The following is a 17,333-nucleotide window of genomic DNA, read 5'->3' on the forward strand; positions in this document are numbered from 1 at the left end:
AGCATCATGCACATCGGCATCGACGTCGGCGGCACCAACACCGACGCCGTCCTCATGGACGGCACCCGCACCCTGGCGGGGGTGAAGCACTCCACGACCCCCGACGTGACCCGCGGGATCGTGCAGGCCATCGAGGACCTGCGCGCCGGCCACTCCTTCGAGGGTGCAGACATCGATGCGGTCATGATCGGCACGACGCACTTCATCAACGCGCTCGTGCAGGCCAGCCGGCTCGCGCCGGTCGCGGCGCTCCGGCTGGGGCTCCCCGCCACGCGCGCGCTGCCGCCGCTGATCGACTGGCCGGAGGTGCTGGTGGAGGCCACGCAGGCGCGCAGCTACCTCGCCCACGGCGGATACGAGTTCGACGGGCGACCCATCTCGCCGCTCGACCCGGAGGAGATCCGTGCGCACGCCGAGGACATGAAGGCCCACGGCATCCGCTCGGTCGCGATCTCCTCGGTGTTCAGCCCGGTCAACCACGACCTCGAGGTGCGGGCAGCCGAGATCGTGGCCGACGTGCTCGGGGCGGATGCGGCGATCTCACTGTCGCACGAGATCGGACGCATCGGGCTGCTGGAGCGGGAGAACGCGACCATCATCAACGCGGCGCTGCGCGAGCTCGCGTCCGAGATCGTCGACGGGCTCACCTCGGCCGTGCGCGCGCAGGGCATCGAAGCGCCCATCTTCCTGAGCCAGAACGACGGCACGCTCATGGACGAGGACTACGTGCGCCGCTACCCGGTCGCGACCTTCGCCTCCGGCCCCACGAACTCGATGCGCGGTGCCGCCGCCACGAGCGGCCTCGACGACTGCGCCGTGATCGACGTCGGCGGCACGACGGCCGACATCGGACTGCTCATCAACGGCTTCCCGCGCGAGACCGCGAACGAGGTGAAGGTCGCGGGCATCCGCACCAACTTCCGGATGCCCGACGTGCTCTCCCTCGGCATCGGCGGCGGCAGCATCGTCGACGAGGAGACCGCGGAGGTCGGCCCCGCATCGGTCGGGTACAAGCTGACGACCGAGGCGCTGGTGTTCGGCGGCTCCACCCTCACCGCGACCGACATCGCGGTCGCGGCCGGCCGGGCACAGGTGGGCGACCCGAGCCGCGTGGCCCACCTCGACCCCGCCTTCGTGCAGCGCGTGCTCGACCGCATCGCCGAGCGGGTGTCCGAGGCCGTGGACCGCATGCGCACCTCGCCCGAGCCGATCGCGGTCGTCGCGGTCGGCGGCGGCTCCATCCTGCTGCCCGACGAGCTGCCGCTGTTCGGCACCGTGCACCGCCCGGAGAACTACGCGGTCGCCAACGCCATCGGCGCCTCGATCGCCCAGGTCGGCGGCGAGATCGACAAGGTGTACGCGATCGAGCCGGGCCGCCGCGAGGAGACCCTCGCCGAGGTGCGGGCCGAGGCCGTGGACAAGGCCATCGCCGCGGGAGCCAAGCCGTCCACCGTGTCGATCATCGACTTCGACGAGGTGCCCATCCCGTACCTTCCCGGCAACGCCACGCGCATCCGCGTCAAGGCCGTCGGCGACCTCGACATGGGGGTCTGACATGAGCTGGACGATCACCCCCGCCCACATCGACGGACTCGCGCGCGGGGCTGCCGTGCTCGGCACGGGTGGCGGCGGCGACCCGTACATCGGCGCGCTCCTCGCCCGGCAGGCCCTCGCGAGCGGCGACGTCACCGTGGTCGCCCTCGACGAGGTGCCCGACGACGCCCTGGTGCTGTTCGTCGCGATGATGGGCGCGCCCACCGTCATGGTCGAGAAGCTGCCGAGTCTGGCCGAGGTCATCGAGCCCGTGAAGGCGCTGGGCATCCACCTCGGCCGCCCGGTCACGCACATCGCGTGCGCCGAGGTCGGCGGCGTCAACTCCACGATCCCGATCGCCGCGGCCGCCGCGCTCGGCCTGCCGCTGGTCGACGCCGACGGCATGGGGCGCGCGTTCCCGGAGCTGCAGATGGTGCTGCCGACGCTGTACGGCGTGACCGCGTCGCCCCTCGCCTTCAGCGACGAGAAGGGCAACACCGGGGTGCTGCAGACGGCCGACAACTCCTGGACCGAGCGCATCGCCAGGGTCGCGTGCGTCGAGATGGGCTGCTCCGTCATGATCTCGGGCTTCTCGATGTCGGGCACCGCCGCGCGAGAGTCCCTCGTGGCGGGGTCGCTGTCGCGCTGCATCGAGATCGGCCGGAGCATCGCCGCCGCGCGCGACGAGAAGACCGACCCGGTCGCGGCGGTCGTGGAACTGCTCGGCGGGCGCGAGCTGTTCGACGGCAAGGTCGTCGACGTCAACCGCGCCACCACCACCGGGTTCGCCCGCGGGCGCGCCCGCATCGACGGCGACGGCGGCACCACGCTCACCCTCCGGTTCCAGAACGAGCACCTGGTCGCCGAGGCCGACGGCGCGGTCCTCGCGACCACACCCGACCTCATCATGGTGCTCGACGGCGAGTCGGGCGAGCCGATCACCACCGAGGGGCTGCGCTACGGCCAGCGCGTGCGCGTGATCGCGGCCCCCGCCGACGAGCGCTGGCACTCCGCGGAGGCCCTCGCGATGGTCGGCCCTGGCTACTTCGGCTACGACCTCGCAGCACACCGCTTCGACGGCACCGTCTCCGCCGCCGACGCCTCGACGGGGGCGGCCGCATGAGCTGGCAGCTCACCGCGGCCGACCTCCCCGACCTCGCCCGAGGCGCGACGCTGCTCGGCACGGGCGGGGGCGGCGACCCGTACATCGGGAAGATGCTCGTGGAACGGGTGCTCGGCGACGGCAGCATCACGATCCTCGACCCGGACGAGCTGGCGGACGACCTCTTCGTGATCCCCACCGCGCAGATGGGCGCCCCGACGGTGATGGTGGAGAAGATCCCCGCTGGCACCGAGCCCACGCTGGCGCTGCGCACGCTCGAGGAGCACCTGGGGCGGACGGCCGATGCGACCATGCCCATCGAGTGCGGCGGCATCAACTCCATGATCCCGCTGATCGTCGCGGCCGAGACCGGGCTGCCCGTGGTGGACGCGGACGGCATGGGACGAGCGTTCCCCGAGCTGTCGATGGAGACCTTCGCGGTGTACGGCGTGCACGGCTCGCCGCTCGCGCTCGCCGGGGAGCGGGGCGAGAAGGTCGTGATCGACACGGGCGACGACGACCGGCAGATGGAGTGGCTCGCCCGCGGCATCACGATCCGGCTGGGCGGCGTCGGCCACATCGCCGAGTACGCCATGACCGGCGCCGACGTGCGGCGCACGGCCGTGCCACGGACCATCTCGATGGCGCTCGCGCTCGGCCGCGCCATCCGCCTGGCCCGCGAGGAGCACCGGTCCCCGTTCGAGGCGATCGCCGACACCCTCGCGACCACCCTCTACCCGCACGTGCGGGAACTGGGCGTCGGGAAGGTCGTGGACGTCGAGCGGCGGACGACGGAGGGCTTCGCGAAGGGCCGGGCCGTCATCGCTCCACTGGGGGCCGAGGGCGACGCGGTCGAGATCGCGTTCCAGAACGAGAACCTCACGGCCTACCGCGGTGGGGAGCTGCTGGCGATCGTGCCCGACCTCATCTGCGTGGTCGATCACGAGACCGCGGAACCGATCACGACCGAGGGGCTGCGCTACGGGCAGCGGGTGCGCGTGCTCGGCATCTCCACGCCCGACATGATGCGCACGCCCGAGGCGCTGGCCGCGTTCGGTCCCACGGCGTTCGGCCTGACGGAGCCGTTCCGCCCGGTCGAGGGGACCCCCGCGTCCTAGGCTGGACGGCATGAGGCTGGAGCGGGACGACGTGGCGGCGCTCGCCCGCGGCTACGCGCTCCTCGGCTCCGGCGGCGGTGGCTCGACCACAATGCTCGAGCTCATGCTGGGCGCCGCCGACCACGGGCCGATCGACGTCACGCCGGTGTCGGCGCTCGACCCCGCGACCCCGTGCCTCGGTGTCGCGTTCGTCGGCTCCACCATGCTTCTGAGCGAACGGATGCCGGGCGCAGAGCCGTTCGGTGCACTGCTGCGGGCGGTCGAGCGCTGGCTCGGACACCCCGTGCCGGCGGTCTGCTCGCTCGAGGGCGGGGGGATGAACGGGCTGGCGCCCCTCACCCTCGCGAAGACGCACACCGTGGTCGACGCCGACTGCACGGGTCGCGCGGTGCCCGGTCTCGACCAGATGTCGCTGTTCGTCGATCGCGTGCCCGGGCTCGTGTTCGCGTGCGAGACCGGCGCGGACGGAGTCGCCCTGGTCGAGGCGACCAGGGCGATCGACGCGGAGCGGGTGGTGCGGTCGGCCATCATCCAGGCCGGGGGAGTGGGCTGCGCGGTGCTCGCCGGCTTCACGGTGGGCGACCTGCGGGAGCACGCGATCGAGGGGCACCTGGCTCGGGCGCTCGACCTGGGGCGGGCGTTCCTCGCGCACGCCCGGCTCGCGCCGCCGCTGCTGGCGGAGGCCCTGGGCGGCGAGCTGCTCGCCGAGGGCCGGATCCTGTCGGTCGCGCCGTCCGTGACCGACCCGCACGTCAGCGCCATCGAGGTCGCGGGCATCGGCGGTACCGTGCACCGGGTGGTCGCGCGGTCGGAGACGCTCGCGGTGCTCAGCGACGGGCTGCTGGTCGCCGCGGCCCCCGAGGTGATCGTGGTGCTGGACGCCGTGTCCCGCGAGATCCTCGAGGTCACCGACCTCAGCCTGGCGCGGCACGTCGTCGTGCTCGCCCTGCCCGCGCCCGACTGGTGGAGCGAGCGCCCCGAGCGCCGCGCCCGCATCGTGCCGTCGGCCTACGGTCTCGACGGGCTGGACGCGGCATGAGCGCCGCGCTTCCCCTCACCGCACTGCTCGCGCAGGGCGAGAACGGCGCTGTGCGCCTCGTCGCCGGGCCCGCCGACGCCGAGTGGGACGCGGTGTCGGTGGAGGCGGAGGAGGCCGACCTCCCGGCGCAGAGCCGCGGCGGCCTCGCGATCCTCACGGCCGCCGCGCCGCGCGCGACCTGGCAGCAGGATGCGATGCTGCGCCGGGTGCGCGACCGCGGCTTCACCGGACTCGCGCTGCCCGGCGCGGCCGACGTCGACCGCGGCGCCGTCCGGCTCGCGGCCAGGCTCGGGCTCACCCTGCTCGACGTCGAGCGGCCGGTGCAGCTCGCCCGGGCCTGCTGGATGCTGATCGAGGCGCGTGACGCCCTCACGCTCACCCGCGTGCGCAAGGTCGCGCAGTCGTTCGAGTACGCGGCGGACGACCTCGGCGACCTGCTCGGGCACCTCGCGGCGAACCTCGGCCTCGGCGTCGCGCTCATCGACGGCGCGGGGGTTCTGCGCGAAGCCGGGGGACACCTGGCCGATGCACTCCGCCACCGGATCCGCTTCGACGCGTGGACCGATGCCGCCCGGGCCGACGGCGACGCTGCGGCCTCGGTGCGCGTGGACAGTCCCGGCCGTTCCGGACTGCGGCTCGTGCTGTTCGGTCGCGGTCTCGGCGAGGCGCAGCTGCAGTCGCTCATCGTCGCCGCCGAGGTGGCGATGCCGGCCGTCGCCGCGCGGATCCTGATCGACGAGATCGCCGCGGTCAACGACGTCGCCGCATCGTCGGGGCTGCTGCGCGACTTCGTGGAGCTGCGCGGCACGGCCGACACCGACGTGGAGCGGCGGATGGCGGAGCGCGGGTGGCGCACCGGCGGGCATCACCTCGGTTTCCGCACGGTCGCGCGCGGCCGGCTCGACCCGCTCGCGCTGCTGCGCTCGATCAGCCCGGCCCTCAGCGCCATCGACGCCGAGGCGCACGCCACCACCGCGGGGCGCGGCGTCAGCGGCTGGCTGTCGTTCGCCGAGGCTCCGGGGCCCGACCGGGTGGAGCGCGCGGTCGGGGCGCTGCGCGACGTGCACCTCGGCGCGCTGCGCGACTTCGCGGTGGCGACCGGTGTCGGCTCGCTGCAGAGCGGCCCGGAGGGGCTGGCCGCCACGCTCGACGAGGCGGGCGACGCGGCACGCATCGCGGCCGACCGCTCCGCCACGGGCTGGTTCGTGCGGGTGGACAGTCTCGGTCTGGAGCAGCTGCTGCTCGCCTGGACCGGGAACGACACGTTCGTGCCGGCGGCGCAGTCGCTCCTGGCGCCGCTCGCGGACGGGGGCGGCGAGCTGCTCACGACGCTGTCGGCCTACCTGGACCACGAGTCGGGGATCGCCGCGACCGCGGCCGCCCTCGGCCTGCACCGCAACACCGTCATGGTGCGCATCCGCCGGGTGCAGGAGCTGCTCGGGATCGACATGAGCGATCCGGAGGCCCGGCTCGCGCTGCACCTGGCGTGCCGGGCCGTGCTGCCGCGCTGACCCCGCCGCTGCCTACTCCGGGTCGCCGTGCAGCATCCAGGCGATGCCGAACCGGTCGACGAGCATGCCGAACGTCCCGCCCCACGGCGGCACATCCAGCGGCATCGTGATGGTCGCGCCCTCGGAGAGCGCCTCCCACACGCGCTGCGTGACCTCCTGGGTGTTGCCGCTCAGCGACACGGAGATGCCCTGCGGCTTCTCGTAGGTCATGCCGTCGGGGGTGTCCGAGGCCATCAGCACGAGCCCGTCCGGGGTGGTGAGCTGCGCGTGCATCACGAGGTCCTGCTGCTCCGGGCTCTGCACCATGCCGGGGAACTCGCCGAAGACGCTGATGTCGAGCTCACCGCCGAGGACGCTCCGGTAGAACTCCATCGCCTCCCGGGCCTCGGTGCGGAACGACAGGTACGGGTTGAGGTTGGGCATGACTGCTCCTGGTCGTGTTCGGACTGCTGAGGATCCCCGCCGCGCCTCAGTCTCCGCTCCGTCGCGCGCCGTCGCAAGGGCAGGGGTACGACCGCGCCGACACCCGTCCCGGAGGTGCGGTGCCGGAGGGAGGGTCAGGGGTGCGCGGTCTCCGCGAGCCACTCCGCGAACGTCTGCCGGCCGAGGTCGGCGTCGGGTCGCGGAAGCGCCTTGCCCTCCCGCATCCCCGTCATCTGCGGGCCGGGCACGCTCAGCGCCGGAACCCAGCCGCGGTAGCCCTGGTGTCGCGCGAATGCCCGGATCATGTCGGCCAGCTGTTCCTCTCGCGGCCCGGCGAAGTCCGCCACGCGACCCCGCGGGTCCCCGACGGCGAGAGCTGCGAGACGCTCGCCGACCTCGCGGGCGGCCACCGGCTGCGTGCGGGCCCGGGGTGCCACGTGGAGCGGGCCGAGCGTCGCGCGGGCGAACATCTGCGCGGCGAACTCGTGGAACTGGGTGGCGCGCTGGATCGTCCACGGCACGGGTGACGCCTCCACGATCTTCTCCTGCGCGACTTTGCCCGCGTAGTAGTCGTAGGGGATGCGGTCGATGCCGACGATCGAGAGGAGCACCGCGTGTCGCACGCCCGCGTCGGCGGCGGCCGACAGCAGGTTGCCGGTCGCCGCGGTGAAGAACTCGATCGCCGCGCTCGCCTTCAGCGTCTCGATGCTCGCGACGTCGATCACCGCGTCCGCTCCGCGCAGCGCCTCGGACAGCCCTCTCCCGCTCACCAGATCGACGCCGGTCGAGCGGCTGAGCACCACCGCGTCATGCCCCGCCTCCCGGACCGCGTCCACGGTGTGCCTGCCCACGACGCCGGTGCCACCGGCGACAGCGATTCTCATGCGTGCGTTCTCCTTCGTCTCGGGAATGGTCCTGCCTCTCCGACGATGCAGCCCGCGCGAATGTGAGGCGATCGGCGACATCCGCCGTGCCCGCGTGCGTCGCGCAGGGCCAGGATAGGAGACGATGGACGACCTCGAAGCCCCTGAATCCGAGCGGCGACCCCTGCTGGCCCTCGCGTACCGCCTGCTCGGCCCGGTCGCCGACGCGGAGGACGCCGTGCAGGAGACCTACGCGCGCTGGTATCGGATGTCGCCCGCGGAGCGAGCGGCGATCGTCAACCCGGCCGCGTGGCTGACGAGGGTCGCCGGGCGCGTCTGTCTCGACGTGCTCGGATCGGCGCGTGCCCGCCGCGAGACCTACGTCGGCCCGTGGCTGCCCGAGCCGGTGCCGCACGGTTCCGCGTTCGCCGGGCCGCCGCACCCCGACCCGCTCGACCGCGTCACCCTGGACGAATCCGTCGGCCTGGCGCTGCTCGTGGTGCTGGAGTCGCTCACGCCCGCCGAGCGTGTGGCCTTCGTGCTGCACGACGTCTTCGGCGTGCCGTTCGCCGAGATCGCCGAGACGGTCGGACGCACCCCCGCCGCGGTCCGGCAGCTCGCCTCGCAGGGGCGCCGACGCGTGCGGGCAGGGCGATCCGGAGTCGCCGACCGGGCTCAGCACGACGCGGTGGTGCGGGCGTTCCTCGGCGCGGCGGCCACGGGTGAGTTCGACCGGCTCGTGAGGCTGCTCGACCCCGACGTGGTGCTCCGCTCCGACGCCGGAGGCAAGAAGTCCGCGGCGCTGCGACCCGTGGTGGGGGCCGACCACGTGGCCCGGTTCGTGCTCGGCATCGCGCGCCGAAACCCCGAGGCCGAGGTCGCGCTCGTGCCTGCGCCGGACGGGCTCGCACTGCTCGCGACGCTCGATGGGGATGCGGACGCGGTGTTCTCGTTCGTCGTGCGCGGCGACCGGATCGCCGAGGTCTTCGCGGTGCGCAACCCCGACAAGCTCACGCAGTGGCCGGGATCCTCGCGGTCGCTAGCATGACGAGGGTGACGACCCCCACCGTGCGTCCCGGTATCGCCGAGCGCCTCGCCCGCATGATCCGCCTCCCCACCGTCTCCGCGGAGCTGGACGAACGCGGCCTCGCGCCGTTCGAGGAGTTCGCGGCGCTGCTCGCCGAGCTGTACCCGCGCACGCACGCGGCGCTGACGCTCGAGCGGCACACCGACCTGGGGCTGCTGTTCCACTGGGCGGGCACGGGAGCGGTGACGGGCGGACCCGTCGTGCTGATGGCGCACTACGACGTGGTCCCGGTCGACGAGAGCGACGCCTGGACCCATCCGCCGTTCGCGGGGGTGATCGCCGACGGCTCGGTGCACGGGCGCGGGGCGCTCGACGACAAGGGGCCGCTGATCGTGGTGCTCGAGGCCGTCGAGAACCTGCTGGCCGACGGCTTCCGTCCACCGCGCGACGTGTACCTGTCGTTCGGCGGGAACGAGGAGACCTACGGGCGGGCGGCCGAGGAGATCGCGCGGGTGCTGCGCGACCGCGGCATCGTGCCGTGGCTCGTGATCGACGAGGGCGGGGCGGTCGTCGACGCACCGCTGCCCTTCGTCCCCGGGCGTGCCGCGATGATCGGTGTCGGCGAGAAGGGCGTGATGACGCTGCGGCTCTCGGCGCGCGGCGACGGAGGGCACGCCTCGGCCCCACCCGCACTCACGGCCGTGCGCCGCGTGGCCCGCGCGGTCGACCGCCTCAGCCCCGACACCTTCCGGCCGCGCGCCTCGACCGCGGTGCTGCGCATGCTCGGCGTGCTCGGCGCGCAGACGCCGGGACCCGCGCGGCACCTCCTGCGACTGCTCGCCGCGACGCCACCGCTCACCGCGCGGCTCTTCGCGACGCTCGGCGGGGAGCCCGCGGCGCTGGTGCGCACGACGGTCGCGCCCACCATGCAGTCGGGCGGCACCGCCGCGAACGTGCTGCCCTCGCAGGCGTCGGCCACGGTGAACCTGCGCATCGCGCTCGGCGAGACCACGCAGCAGACCGTGTACCGCGTGCGTCGACGGGTGCGCGATCCGCTCGTCTCCGTGGAGGTGGTGGAGGCCAGTGAGCCGTCGCCGGAGTCGTCGACCGAGAACGCGCAGTTCGCCCTGCTCGCCGCGGCGCTCGAGGTCTCGCACCCCGGCGTCCCCGCCGTGCCGTACGTGATGATGGCGGCGACCGACTCCCGGCACTTCCACCGGTTCGCCCCTGCCGTGTACCGCTTCGCGCCGCTGGACATGTCGAATGCGCAGCGCGCATCGATCCACGGCGTCGACGAGAGCGTGGAGATCGCGGCGCTGGAGCGGGGGGAGCGGTTCCATCGCGCCCTCCTCGAACGACTAGGGTGATCTCACCCCCTCCGGGATCCACCCCGGCACCCGACCTCTCGAAGCAGGAGACGCGATGACGCGCACCCGCACCCTGGGCACCCTCGCCGTGGTCGTCGGCTTCCTCGCGTTCGTCGAGTTCACCAGCGGCGTGCTCCAGGGGTACTACACGCCGATGCTCAGTGACATCGCCCGCCACCTGGGCATCCACGACGCCGACGTGAACTGGCTGGAGGGGTCGCAGCTGATGCTGTCGGCACTCGTGGTGCCGGCGTTCGCGAAGCTCGGCGACATGCTCGGCCACAAGCGCATGCTGCTGATCTCGACCGCCGTGACCGCGGCCGCCGCGCTCGTGCTGCCGTTCACCGACTCGTTCGCGGTGTTCCTGCTCGCCTGGTCGCTCATGGGCTTCTACGTCGTGTGGCTGCCGCTGGAGATCGCCCTGATCTGGTCGCGGTCACGGCGCATGGAGGGACGCTCGTCGATCACGGCGAAGGCGGCGGGCCTCCTGGTCGCCGCCCTGGAGGGTGGGGCGATCATCGGCGCCCTCGTCGGCGGTGCGCTGATCGACGCGCTCCCGCTGACGGTCGTGCTGCTCGTGCCCGCCGTGCTGATCGTGGTGTGCTTCTTCGTGATCCTGTTCGGCGTGCGGGAGTCGCCCGAGCCGACCGGCGGCGTGTTCGACACGGTCGGCCTGGTGCTGATCTCCCTCGCGCTGCTGTGCTTCACGGGCGGGCTCAGCCTGCTGCGCCTCGAGGGCGGCCTCGGCAACCCGTGGTCGTGGGCGGTCGTGGCGCTGGGGCTTCTGCTGGTCGTGCCGTTCGTGCGGTGGGAGCTGCGCTGCGACGACCCGCTGATCGACGTGCGCATGTTCCGGTCGCCGGCGCTCGGCCCCGTGTTCCTCACGGCGGGACTGTTCGGGGTGAGCGTGCTGGGCGCGCAGGCGCCGCTGTCGACCTTCGCGCGCACCGACCCCGAGGTGTACGGCTACGGGCTGGGGACGACCGGCTTCGCGACGTCGCTGATCATCGGGGTGTACCTGGTCGCGATGATCGCGGGCGCGCTGCTGTTCCCGGTCGTGGCGCGCTGGGCGTCGCCGCGGATCACGCTCCTCGGGGCATCGGTGCTGGTGGGCATCGGGTTCCTGCTGTTCCTGCCGTTCCACGACGCCTATGGGCAGGTGATCGCGAACATGGTCGTGGTGGGGCTCGGCTCCGGAGCGCTGGTGGCGGCGCTGCCGGCCGCGGCGGCGTCGGCGGCTCCGGCGACGCAGACGGGCGTCGCGACCGGGCTCACCAACTCCGTGAAGACCGTGGGCGGCGCGATCGCCTCGTGCGTCTTCGGCATCGCACTCCTGCACGGCGTCGCGAGTGGTGCGGGTGCGGTCGCCGACGGGACGGCGGGGTCGCTCGCGGGCTATGTCACGGTGTGGGTCGTCTGCGGGGCGACCGCGCTCGCCGCTGCGGTGCTCCTGCTGTTCGTGCCGAAGCAGGCGTTCACGGATCGCGCGGTCGAGGCCGAGGCGGCACCGGTCGCCTGACGGCCGGGCGAGCAGCGCGGTCGGACGGATCGGCCGCGTCAGGCGTCGCGGTCGAGGCCGAAGGTGCGCTTCACCAGGGCCTGCACGTCGCGGTCGAGACCGTCGATCCGGGTGTGCACGGCATCGAAGCGCGCGTCGACGGCGTCGAACCGGGCGTCGACCGTCGCGAAGCGGGCGTCGACCGCATCGAAGCGGCCGTTCATCTCGTTGCGGAGCCCGCCGACCTCGCTGCGGAGCACGCGGACGAACATCGTCGACATCACGGTCAGGGTGCCGCACATCAGAGCGGTGAACGCGCCGATCATCGTCCAGATCTGTGCCGCATCCACCGATTCCATCTCCTCATCGTCGCATCGGATGATCCACCCTGCCAGCATCCTGGTGCCGGGCCCGACCACGTCTCCGAGAACCGCGGGACGGGGTGCTCGGCGCGCATCGGTGCAGCGCGAGTGGTCCTGCGACGGCGCGGTCAGGCGTCCTTCGGCGGGTTGTACATGAACTCGACGCGGATGCCGTCGGCGTCCTCCACGAAGGAGGCGTAGTAGCGCTCCGAGTAGCGGGGATACTCCTTGGGCTCCCGCACCGCGCTCCACCCGGCGTCGAGCGCGAGCGCGTGGAAGCGGTCGACCTCCGCGCGCGACGGCATCGCGAAGGCGAGGTGCTGCCACCCGATGCGTCCGTGCCGGTGCGGCTCCGAGTCCTCGTCCCACGTGTAGAGGATGATCTCGGTCTCGTCGCCGTTGTGCCACGAGATGGAGTGGTCGTCCTCCCCGCCGGACTCGTAGCCGAGCGCGGTCAGGACGGGATGGAACTGCGCCCGCCCCCGCTCGAGGTCGCCGACGGTGATGCCCAGGTGATCGAGGAGTGCCATCGGCCCAGTCTGTCAGCGATCGCGGACGGTGTCAGTGGGGAGCGTGATACTCGGCTTCGCCCCGCTTCCAGTACCCCTTCACGACGGCCTTCGCGGTGTCGACGCCCCACCGGTCGAGCAGCGCGCGACCCGGCTTGACGATCGACTGCTCCGCCGCGATGAACACGAACGGATCGGTGCCGACGAGGTCGTCTCCCGACAGCGACTCCAGGAACGCGATCAGCGCCGAGCCGGCCGGGTCGTCCCCGCGGTGCAGCCACTGCACCGGTACCGGGGCGGCGAGGTCGAGCTCGCCGCTCTCGGCCACGGTCTCGATCACGATGCGGGCCGGGGCGTCGTCGGGGATCAGCGCGGCGAAACGGCGGATCGCGGGGATCGCGGTCTCGTCGCCGACGAGCAGCCAGGAGCCGGGGGTGCCGGTGACGACGGCGGCGCCGCGCGGACCGCCCACGCCGATCTCGGCGCCGAGGGGCGCGGTGGCGGCCCACGGTGCGGCGACGCCCTGGTCGCCGTGCACCGCGAACTCGACGTCGAGCCAGTCCTCGCCCCACGCGAGCGGCGTGTACTCGCGGCTGGGCGCGGCGCGCAGTTCCTCCACCGACTCCACGGGGCCGTCCGGGAAGAACAGGCGCATGTGGTCATCGGCGCCGGGGGAGTCGAATCCGGCGAGGTCCGGCCCGGTGAGGCGCACGCGCACGAAGTCCGGGGCGAGCCACTCGCGCGCGGTCAGGGTGACGGTGCGGAAGCGCAGCTCGAGGCCGCGACGCTCGATCGTGAAGCCGGATTTCGTATCGCTCATAAAGTAAGGCTAACCTAAAAAGCACGACGGATGGTTCCCTGCGATCCGCTCCGTCCGACCGGCGCCCTCGAGTGCGCGACCACCCCGCAGAACAGGAGTCTCTCCATGTCCGTGCCCAGAACCCTCACCGCCACCAGCGTCGCCCTGGTCGGCCTGCTCGCGCTCTCCGGCTGCGCCACGGGCGCCGAAGCCGAACCCGAGGAGACCGCCGCCGCCTCCGGCACCGTGACCGTCGAGGACAACACGGGCGAACACGAGATCGCCACCCCGCCCGCCTCGGTCGTCGCCCTCGACAACCGCACCTTCCAGACCCTGTCCGACTGGGGCATCGAGCTCTCCGCCGGCGCCGTCTCCCTCATGCCCGAGACCGTGTCGTACGCGAAGGACGACGGCATCGTCGACATCGGCCTGCACACCGAGCCCGACCTGGAGGCGATCGTCGCGGCCGACCCCGATCTCATCATCAGCGGTCAGCGCTTCACGCAGCACAACGCCGCGATCGCCGAGCTCGTGCCCGATGCCACGATCATCGACCTCGAACCGCGCGACGGCGAGGCGTTCGACGCCGAACTCAAGCGACAGACCACCGTCCTCGGCGAGATCTTCGGCAAGCAGGACGAGGCGCAGAAGCTGGTCGACGAGTTCGACGCCGCGGTCGAGCGGGCCAAGGCCGCCTACGACGACGCCGACACCGTCATGGCCGTCAACACCTCGGGCGGCCAGATCGGCTACCTCGCTCCGACCGTCGGCCGCTCGCTCGGCCCGATCTACGACCTCCTCGGCCTCACGCCGGCCCTCGAGGTCGACGACGCGAGCGATGACCACCAGGGCGACGAGATCTCGGTCGAGGCGATCGCGGCCTCGAACCCCGACTGGATCCTCGTGCTCGACCGCGACGCGGTGTTCGCGGCGGAGACGCCCGACTACGTGCAGGCCGCCGAGATCCTGGAGAGCTCCGAGGCCCTCGCCGGCGTCACCGCGGTGAAGGACGAGCAGATCGTCTACATGCCCACCGACACGTACCTGAACGAGAGCATCCAGACGTACACCGCGTTCCTGAACGACCTCGCCGACGCGCTCGAGAAGAGCGCCGACAAGTAAGGGCCGGGTGGCGGCGCCCGCGATCAGGGCGCCGCCACCGGCATCCCCCCATGACCTCTCCTCTCCTCGCCCCGACGTCGCGATCGTCCGCGCGGCTGTTCGACCCGAAGCTGCTCCTCGGGGTGCTCGTCGTCGCGGTTCTCCTGGCGCTCTCGCTCGTCACCGGCGTCTACGACATCGCCGGTGCCGACGACGGCGCGCAGATGTTCCAGATCACCCGCGTGCCCCGCACGATCGCCCTCGTGCTGGCCGGGGCCGCGATGGCGATGGCGGGCCTGGTGATGCAGCTGCTCACCCAGAACCGCTTCGTCGAGCCGACCACGACCGGCACCACCGAGTGGGCGGGCCTCGGCCTGCTCGCCGTGATGCTGCTGGTGCCGCAGCCGTCCCTGCCGCTGCGCATGGCCGGGGCCGTGCTGGCCGCCTTCGTCGGCACGATGGTCTTCTTCGCCTTCCTGCGGCGGGTGGCGCTCAAGTCCTCGCTCATCGTCCCCATCGTCGGCATCATGCTGGGGGCGGTCGTCGGCGCGATCACCACCTACCTCGCGCTCGTCACGAACTCGCTGCAGATCATCGGCGTGTGGTTCGCCGGCAGCTTCACGTCGGTCATGCGCGGCCAGTACGAGATGCTGTGGATCGTCGCGCTCATCGGGGTGATCGTGTTCCTCGTCGCCGATCGGCTGACCATCGCCGGACTGGGGGAGGAGATCGCGACGAACGTCGGGGTGAACTACAACCGGATGATCCTGCTCGGCACCGTGCTGATCGCGGTCACCACCGGCGTCGTGACGGTCGTCGTCGGCAACCTGCCCTTCCTCGGGCTGATCGTGCCCAACATCGTGTCGATGGTGCGCGGCGACGACCTGCGCAGCAACCTGCCCTGGGTCTGCCTGCTGGGCATCGCGATCGTCACCGTGTGCGACATCATCGGCCGCACGATCATCATGCCCTTCGAGGTGCCCGTGTCGCTGATCCTCGGGGTCGTCGGGGCGGTCGTGTTCGTGCTCCTCCTGCTGAGGCAGCGTCGTCGTGGCTGAGCGGACGGCGACGGAGTCCCGGCCGGACGCGACGACCCGGTCTGCCGGTTCCTTCACGACGCCGCGCGCGCGTCGCCGCTACGTCGTGGTGCTGGTCGTGCTCGCCGTGATCGCCGCCGGATCCGCGTTCGGGCTCCTGGCGTGGGACAACCCGATGCCCGTCGGCACGCCGGGGTTCTGGCGCGTCGCCCAGCACCGCGCGACCACCGTGGTCGTGATGGCCGTCGTCGCCGTGGCCCAGGCCGTGGCGACCGTGAGCTTCCAGACCGTCACGAACAACCGCATCATCACGCCGTCGATCATGGGCTTCGAGTCGCTCTACCGCGTGGTGCAGACCACCACCGTGTACCTGTTCGGCGTCGCGGGGCTGGTCGCCGTCCAGGGGGCGGGACAGTTCGCCCTCCAGGTCGTGATCATGGTGGGCCTCGCCGTGGTCCTCTACGGGTGGTTGCTCTCGGGGCGCTACGGCAATCTCCAGATCATGCTGCTCGTGGGCATCGTGATCGGCGGAGGGCTGGGCGCGATCGCCACGTTCATGCAGCGGTTGCTGACGCCGAGCGAGTTCGACGTGCTCGCGGCCCGCCTGTTCGGCAACGTGTCGAACGCCGACCCGGCGTACCTCCCCCTCGCGATCCCGCTGGTCGCCGGAGCCTCGCTGCTGCTGTGGTCGCGGTCGCGTCGGCTCAACGTGCTCGCGCTCGGTCCCGACGCGGCCCGTTCCCTCGGGATCGATCACCGACGCGAGCAGTTCCTCGTGCTGACGCTGGTCGCGGTGCTCATGGCGACCTCGACCGCCCTGGTCGGTCCGATGACGTTCCTCGGGTTCCTCGTCGCGACGCTCGCCTACCAGTTCGCCGACTCGCACGACCATCGGCTGATCTTCCCGGTCGCGGTGCTCACCGCGTTCTCGATCCTCGCCGGGGCGTACTTCGTGATGAAGAACGTGTTCTACGCGCAGGGCATGGTGTCGATCCTGATCGAGATCGTCGGCGGCACCGTGTTCCTCCTCGTCATCCTCCGAAAGGGCAGACTGTGATCGCACTCGACGGCGTGCGCCGTGACTACAGCAGCGAGGTCGCGATCGGACCCGTCGACCTCCGCATCCCCGCGGGCGGCATCACCGCCCTCATCGGACCCAACGGCGCGGGCAAGTCCACGCTGCTGACGATGATCGGCCGGCTCAACGGCATGGACGCCGGCGCCATCGAGATCGCCGGACTGGATGTGGCGTCCACGAAGTCGAAGGACCTGGCGAAGGTGGTGTCGATCCTGCGGCAGGAGAACCACTTCGTCACGCGCCTCACCGTCCGCCAGCTCGTCGGGTTCGGGCGCTTCCCGCACTCCCAGGGGCGCCTGAACCGGCACGACGAGGAGGTCATCAGCCAGGCGATCGACTTCCTCGACCTCGGCGCGCTGGAGGGGCGCTACCTCGACGAGCTCTCCGGAGGGCAGCGACAGCGGGCATACGTGGCGATGGTGCTCGCGCAGGACACGGAGGTCGTGCTGCTCGATGAACCCCTCAACAACCTCGACATGCGGCACGCGGTGCAGATGATGAAGCACCTGCGGCGGGCGGCCGAGGAGCTGGGGCGCACGATCGTCATCGTGCTGCACGACATCAACTTCGCCGGTCACTACGCCGACCACATCTGCGCCATGAAGGACGGGCGGGTGGTGGAGTTCGGCCCGCCCGCGCAGATCATGACCGACGACGTGCTGACCCGCGTGTTCGACACCGAGGTGCGGGTGGTCGAGGGACCCTCCGGTCTCCTCGCGGTGTACTACTAGAGCTCGATGCCGTGGTCTTCGTCGTTCACGCCGGCGTTGTGGCCGCGGCGCGACTCGTAGCCCAGGAACCACCCGAGCCAGACGATCGCGGCGAGCAGCACCCCGAGCCACACGTTCTGGAAGATGAGACCGACGACCACGCCGACGATCAGCAGGCCGAGGGTGACGGTGATCCGGAGCGCGGCGCGGGACATGGCCTCAGCATACGTCCCGGCGCCCCGTGGGCGTGCGGCCG

General features: G+C 72.1%; 18 protein-coding genes. 12 read left to right on the forward strand and 6 right to left on the reverse strand.

Annotated features, from left to right (window positions below; genetic code table 11):
* Nucleotides 1–6: 6 nt before the first annotated feature.
* Genes KZC56_RS08615 through KZC56_RS08635 form a run of 5 tightly spaced genes read left to right on the forward strand, consistent with a single transcriptional unit; the run spans nt 7 to nt 6,303 of the window.
* Nucleotides 7–1,554 carry a hydantoinase/oxoprolinase N-terminal domain-containing protein gene (locus KZC56_RS08615; RefSeq protein WP_241115047.1) on the forward strand — a complete coding sequence of 516 codons (1,548 nt, stop codon included), beginning with the start codon at nt 7–9 and terminating at the stop codon, nt 1,552–1,554.
* A gap of 1 nt (nt 1,555) precedes the next feature.
* Nucleotides 1,556–2,656, forward strand: coding sequence for an S-methyl thiohydantoin desulfurase family protein (locus KZC56_RS08620; protein WP_247638360.1), 1,101 nt, complete (start codon nt 1,556–1,558; stop codon nt 2,654–2,656).
* Nucleotides 2,653–3,753 (forward strand): S-methyl thiohydantoin desulfurase family protein, encoded by a 1,101-nt coding sequence (locus tag KZC56_RS08625; protein WP_247638361.1) that lies wholly within the window; start codon nt 2,653–2,655, stop codon nt 3,751–3,753. Before KZC56_RS08620 ends, KZC56_RS08625 begins: the two co-directional genes overlap by 4 nt.
* Before the next feature lie 10 nt (nt 3,754–3,763).
* On the forward strand, nt 3,764–4,792 hold the full coding sequence (locus KZC56_RS08630) for an S-methyl thiohydantoin desulfurase domain-containing protein (protein WP_136031746.1): 1,029 nt from the start codon (nt 3,764–3,766) through the stop codon (nt 4,790–4,792).
* Complete coding sequence (locus tag KZC56_RS08635; RefSeq protein ID WP_136031748.1) at nt 4,789–6,303, forward strand: helix-turn-helix domain-containing protein; 1,515 nt, start codon at nt 4,789–4,791, stop codon at nt 6,301–6,303. Before KZC56_RS08630 ends, KZC56_RS08635 begins: the two co-directional genes overlap by 4 nt.
* Before the next feature lie 12 nt (nt 6,304–6,315).
* Here KZC56_RS08635 and KZC56_RS08640 read toward each other — a convergent pair whose 3' ends face one another.
* Together KZC56_RS08640 and KZC56_RS08645 are read right to left on the reverse strand one after the other, a co-directional pair.
* A complete protein-coding gene (locus KZC56_RS08640; RefSeq protein ID WP_206251759.1) occupies nt 6,316–6,726 on the reverse strand; it encodes a VOC family protein in 411 nt (136 codons plus the stop codon).
* 134 nt (nt 6,727–6,860) lie between these two features.
* Complete coding sequence (locus KZC56_RS08645) at nt 6,861–7,610, reverse strand: SDR family oxidoreductase (protein ID WP_247638362.1); 750 nt, start codon at nt 7,608–7,610, stop codon at nt 6,861–6,863.
* 124 nt (nt 7,611–7,734) lie between these two features.
* Between KZC56_RS08645 and sigJ the strand changes: the two genes are divergently transcribed.
* The 3 genes from sigJ to KZC56_RS08660 are packed head-to-tail and all read left to right on the forward strand — an operon-like array spanning nt 7,735 to nt 11,502.
* Complete coding sequence (gene sigJ, locus KZC56_RS08650; protein ID WP_247638363.1) at nt 7,735–8,637, forward strand: RNA polymerase sigma factor SigJ; 903 nt, start codon at nt 7,735–7,737, stop codon at nt 8,635–8,637.
* A gap of 5 nt (nt 8,638–8,642) precedes the next feature.
* Entirely contained in the window at nt 8,643–9,983 is a 1,341-nt protein-coding gene (locus KZC56_RS08655; RefSeq protein WP_372490571.1) for a M20/M25/M40 family metallo-hydrolase, read from the forward strand.
* A 55-nt stretch (nt 9,984–10,038) separates the two neighbouring features.
* Nucleotides 10,039–11,502 carry an MFS transporter gene (locus KZC56_RS08660; protein WP_136030589.1) on the forward strand — a complete coding sequence of 488 codons (1,464 nt, stop codon included), beginning with the start codon at nt 10,039–10,041 and terminating at the stop codon, nt 11,500–11,502.
* A 38-nt stretch (nt 11,503–11,540) separates the two neighbouring features.
* On the opposite strand, the gene KZC56_RS08665 is transcribed toward KZC56_RS08660, so the two are convergent.
* The 3 genes from KZC56_RS08665 to KZC56_RS08675 all read right to left on the reverse strand — a co-directional run bounded on the left by KZC56_RS08665 (nt 11,541) and on the right by KZC56_RS08675 (nt 13,172).
* A complete protein-coding gene (locus KZC56_RS08665; RefSeq protein WP_136036045.1) occupies nt 11,541–11,840 on the reverse strand; it encodes a hypothetical protein in 300 nt (99 codons plus the stop codon).
* Nucleotides 11,841–11,971: 131 nt separating this feature from the next.
* Nucleotides 11,972–12,373: a VOC family protein gene (locus KZC56_RS08670; protein WP_136030594.1), complete on the reverse strand. Its 402-nt coding sequence runs from the start codon at nt 12,371–12,373 to the stop codon at nt 11,972–11,974.
* Between the two features lie 31 nt (nt 12,374–12,404).
* On the reverse strand, nt 12,405–13,172 hold the full coding sequence (locus KZC56_RS08675) for a siderophore-interacting protein (protein WP_206251754.1): 768 nt from the start codon (nt 13,170–13,172) through the stop codon (nt 12,405–12,407).
* A gap of 105 nt (nt 13,173–13,277) precedes the next feature.
* On the opposite strand from KZC56_RS08675, the gene KZC56_RS08680 reads away from it, so the two are divergent.
* Genes KZC56_RS08680 through KZC56_RS08695 form a run of 4 tightly spaced genes read left to right on the forward strand, consistent with a single transcriptional unit; the run spans nt 13,278 to nt 17,098 of the window.
* A complete protein-coding gene (locus KZC56_RS08680; RefSeq protein WP_247638365.1) occupies nt 13,278–14,273 on the forward strand; it encodes a siderophore ABC transporter substrate-binding protein in 996 nt (331 codons plus the stop codon).
* 50 nt (nt 14,274–14,323) lie between these two features.
* Nucleotides 14,324–15,310 carry an iron chelate uptake ABC transporter family permease subunit gene (locus KZC56_RS08685; RefSeq protein WP_247638366.1) on the forward strand — a complete coding sequence of 329 codons (987 nt, stop codon included), beginning with the start codon at nt 14,324–14,326 and terminating at the stop codon, nt 15,308–15,310.
* The gene (locus KZC56_RS08690; protein ID WP_247638367.1) at nt 15,303–16,346 is read left to right on the forward strand and encodes an iron chelate uptake ABC transporter family permease subunit; all 1,044 of its coding nucleotides are present in this window, start codon (nt 15,303–15,305) and stop codon (nt 16,344–16,346) included. Before KZC56_RS08685 ends, KZC56_RS08690 begins: the two co-directional genes overlap by 8 nt.
* Nucleotides 16,343–17,098: an iron ABC transporter ATP-binding protein gene (locus KZC56_RS08695; protein WP_247638368.1), complete on the forward strand. Its 756-nt coding sequence runs from the start codon at nt 16,343–16,345 to the stop codon at nt 17,096–17,098. The genes KZC56_RS08690 and KZC56_RS08695 overlap by 4 nt, the downstream gene beginning before the upstream one ends.
* Here the strand turns inward: KZC56_RS08695 and KZC56_RS08700 are convergent.
* On the reverse strand, nt 17,095–17,292 hold the full coding sequence (locus KZC56_RS08700) for a hypothetical protein (RefSeq protein ID WP_136030607.1): 198 nt from the start codon (nt 17,290–17,292) through the stop codon (nt 17,095–17,097). The genes KZC56_RS08695 and KZC56_RS08700 overlap by 4 nt on opposite strands.
* Nucleotides 17,293–17,333: the final 41 nt, after the last annotated feature.

The sequence above is a fragment of the Microbacterium sufflavum genome (assembly GCF_023091155.1).
GTDB lineage: Bacteria > Actinomycetota > Actinomycetes > Actinomycetales > Microbacteriaceae > Microbacterium > Microbacterium sufflavum.

Excerpts from the sequence above, each read along its gene's own strand:
- KZC56_RS08615 (WP_241115047.1), top strand. The coding sequence starts at position 7 with ATGCACATCGGCATCGACGTCGGCGGCACCAACACCGACGCCGTCCTC.
- KZC56_RS08620 (WP_247638360.1), top strand. The coding sequence starts at position 1,556 with ATGAGCTGGACGATCACCCCCGCCCACATCGACGGACTCGCGCGCGGG.
- KZC56_RS08625 (WP_247638361.1), top strand. The coding sequence starts at position 2,653 with ATGAGCTGGCAGCTCACCGCGGCCGACCTCCCCGACCTCGCCCGAGGC.
- KZC56_RS08630 (WP_136031746.1), top strand. The coding sequence starts at position 3,764 with ATGAGGCTGGAGCGGGACGACGTGGCGGCGCTCGCCCGCGGCTACGCG.
- KZC56_RS08635 (WP_136031748.1), top strand. The coding sequence starts at position 4,789 with ATGAGCGCCGCGCTTCCCCTCACCGCACTGCTCGCGCAGGGCGAGAAC.
- KZC56_RS08640 (WP_206251759.1), bottom strand. The coding sequence starts at position 6,726 with ATGCCCAACCTCAACCCGTACCTGTCGTTCCGCACCGAGGCCCGGGAG.
- KZC56_RS08645 (WP_247638362.1), bottom strand. The coding sequence starts at position 7,610 with ATGAGAATCGCTGTCGCCGGTGGCACCGGCGTCGTGGGCAGGCACACC.
- sigJ (WP_247638363.1), top strand. The coding sequence starts at position 7,735 with ATGGACGACCTCGAAGCCCCTGAATCCGAGCGGCGACCCCTGCTGGCC.
- KZC56_RS08660 (WP_136030589.1), top strand. The coding sequence starts at position 10,039 with ATGACGCGCACCCGCACCCTGGGCACCCTCGCCGTGGTCGTCGGCTTC.
- KZC56_RS08665 (WP_136036045.1), bottom strand. The coding sequence starts at position 11,840 with ATGGAATCGGTGGATGCGGCACAGATCTGGACGATGATCGGCGCGTTC.
- KZC56_RS08670 (WP_136030594.1), bottom strand. The coding sequence starts at position 12,373 with ATGGCACTCCTCGATCACCTGGGCATCACCGTCGGCGACCTCGAGCGG.
- KZC56_RS08675 (WP_206251754.1), bottom strand. The coding sequence starts at position 13,172 with ATGAGCGATACGAAATCCGGCTTCACGATCGAGCGTCGCGGCCTCGAG.
- KZC56_RS08680 (WP_247638365.1), top strand. The coding sequence starts at position 13,278 with ATGTCCGTGCCCAGAACCCTCACCGCCACCAGCGTCGCCCTGGTCGGC.
- KZC56_RS08685 (WP_247638366.1), top strand. The coding sequence starts at position 14,324 with ATGACCTCTCCTCTCCTCGCCCCGACGTCGCGATCGTCCGCGCGGCTG.
- KZC56_RS08700 (WP_136030607.1), bottom strand. The coding sequence starts at position 17,292 with ATGTCCCGCGCCGCGCTCCGGATCACCGTCACCCTCGGCCTGCTGATC.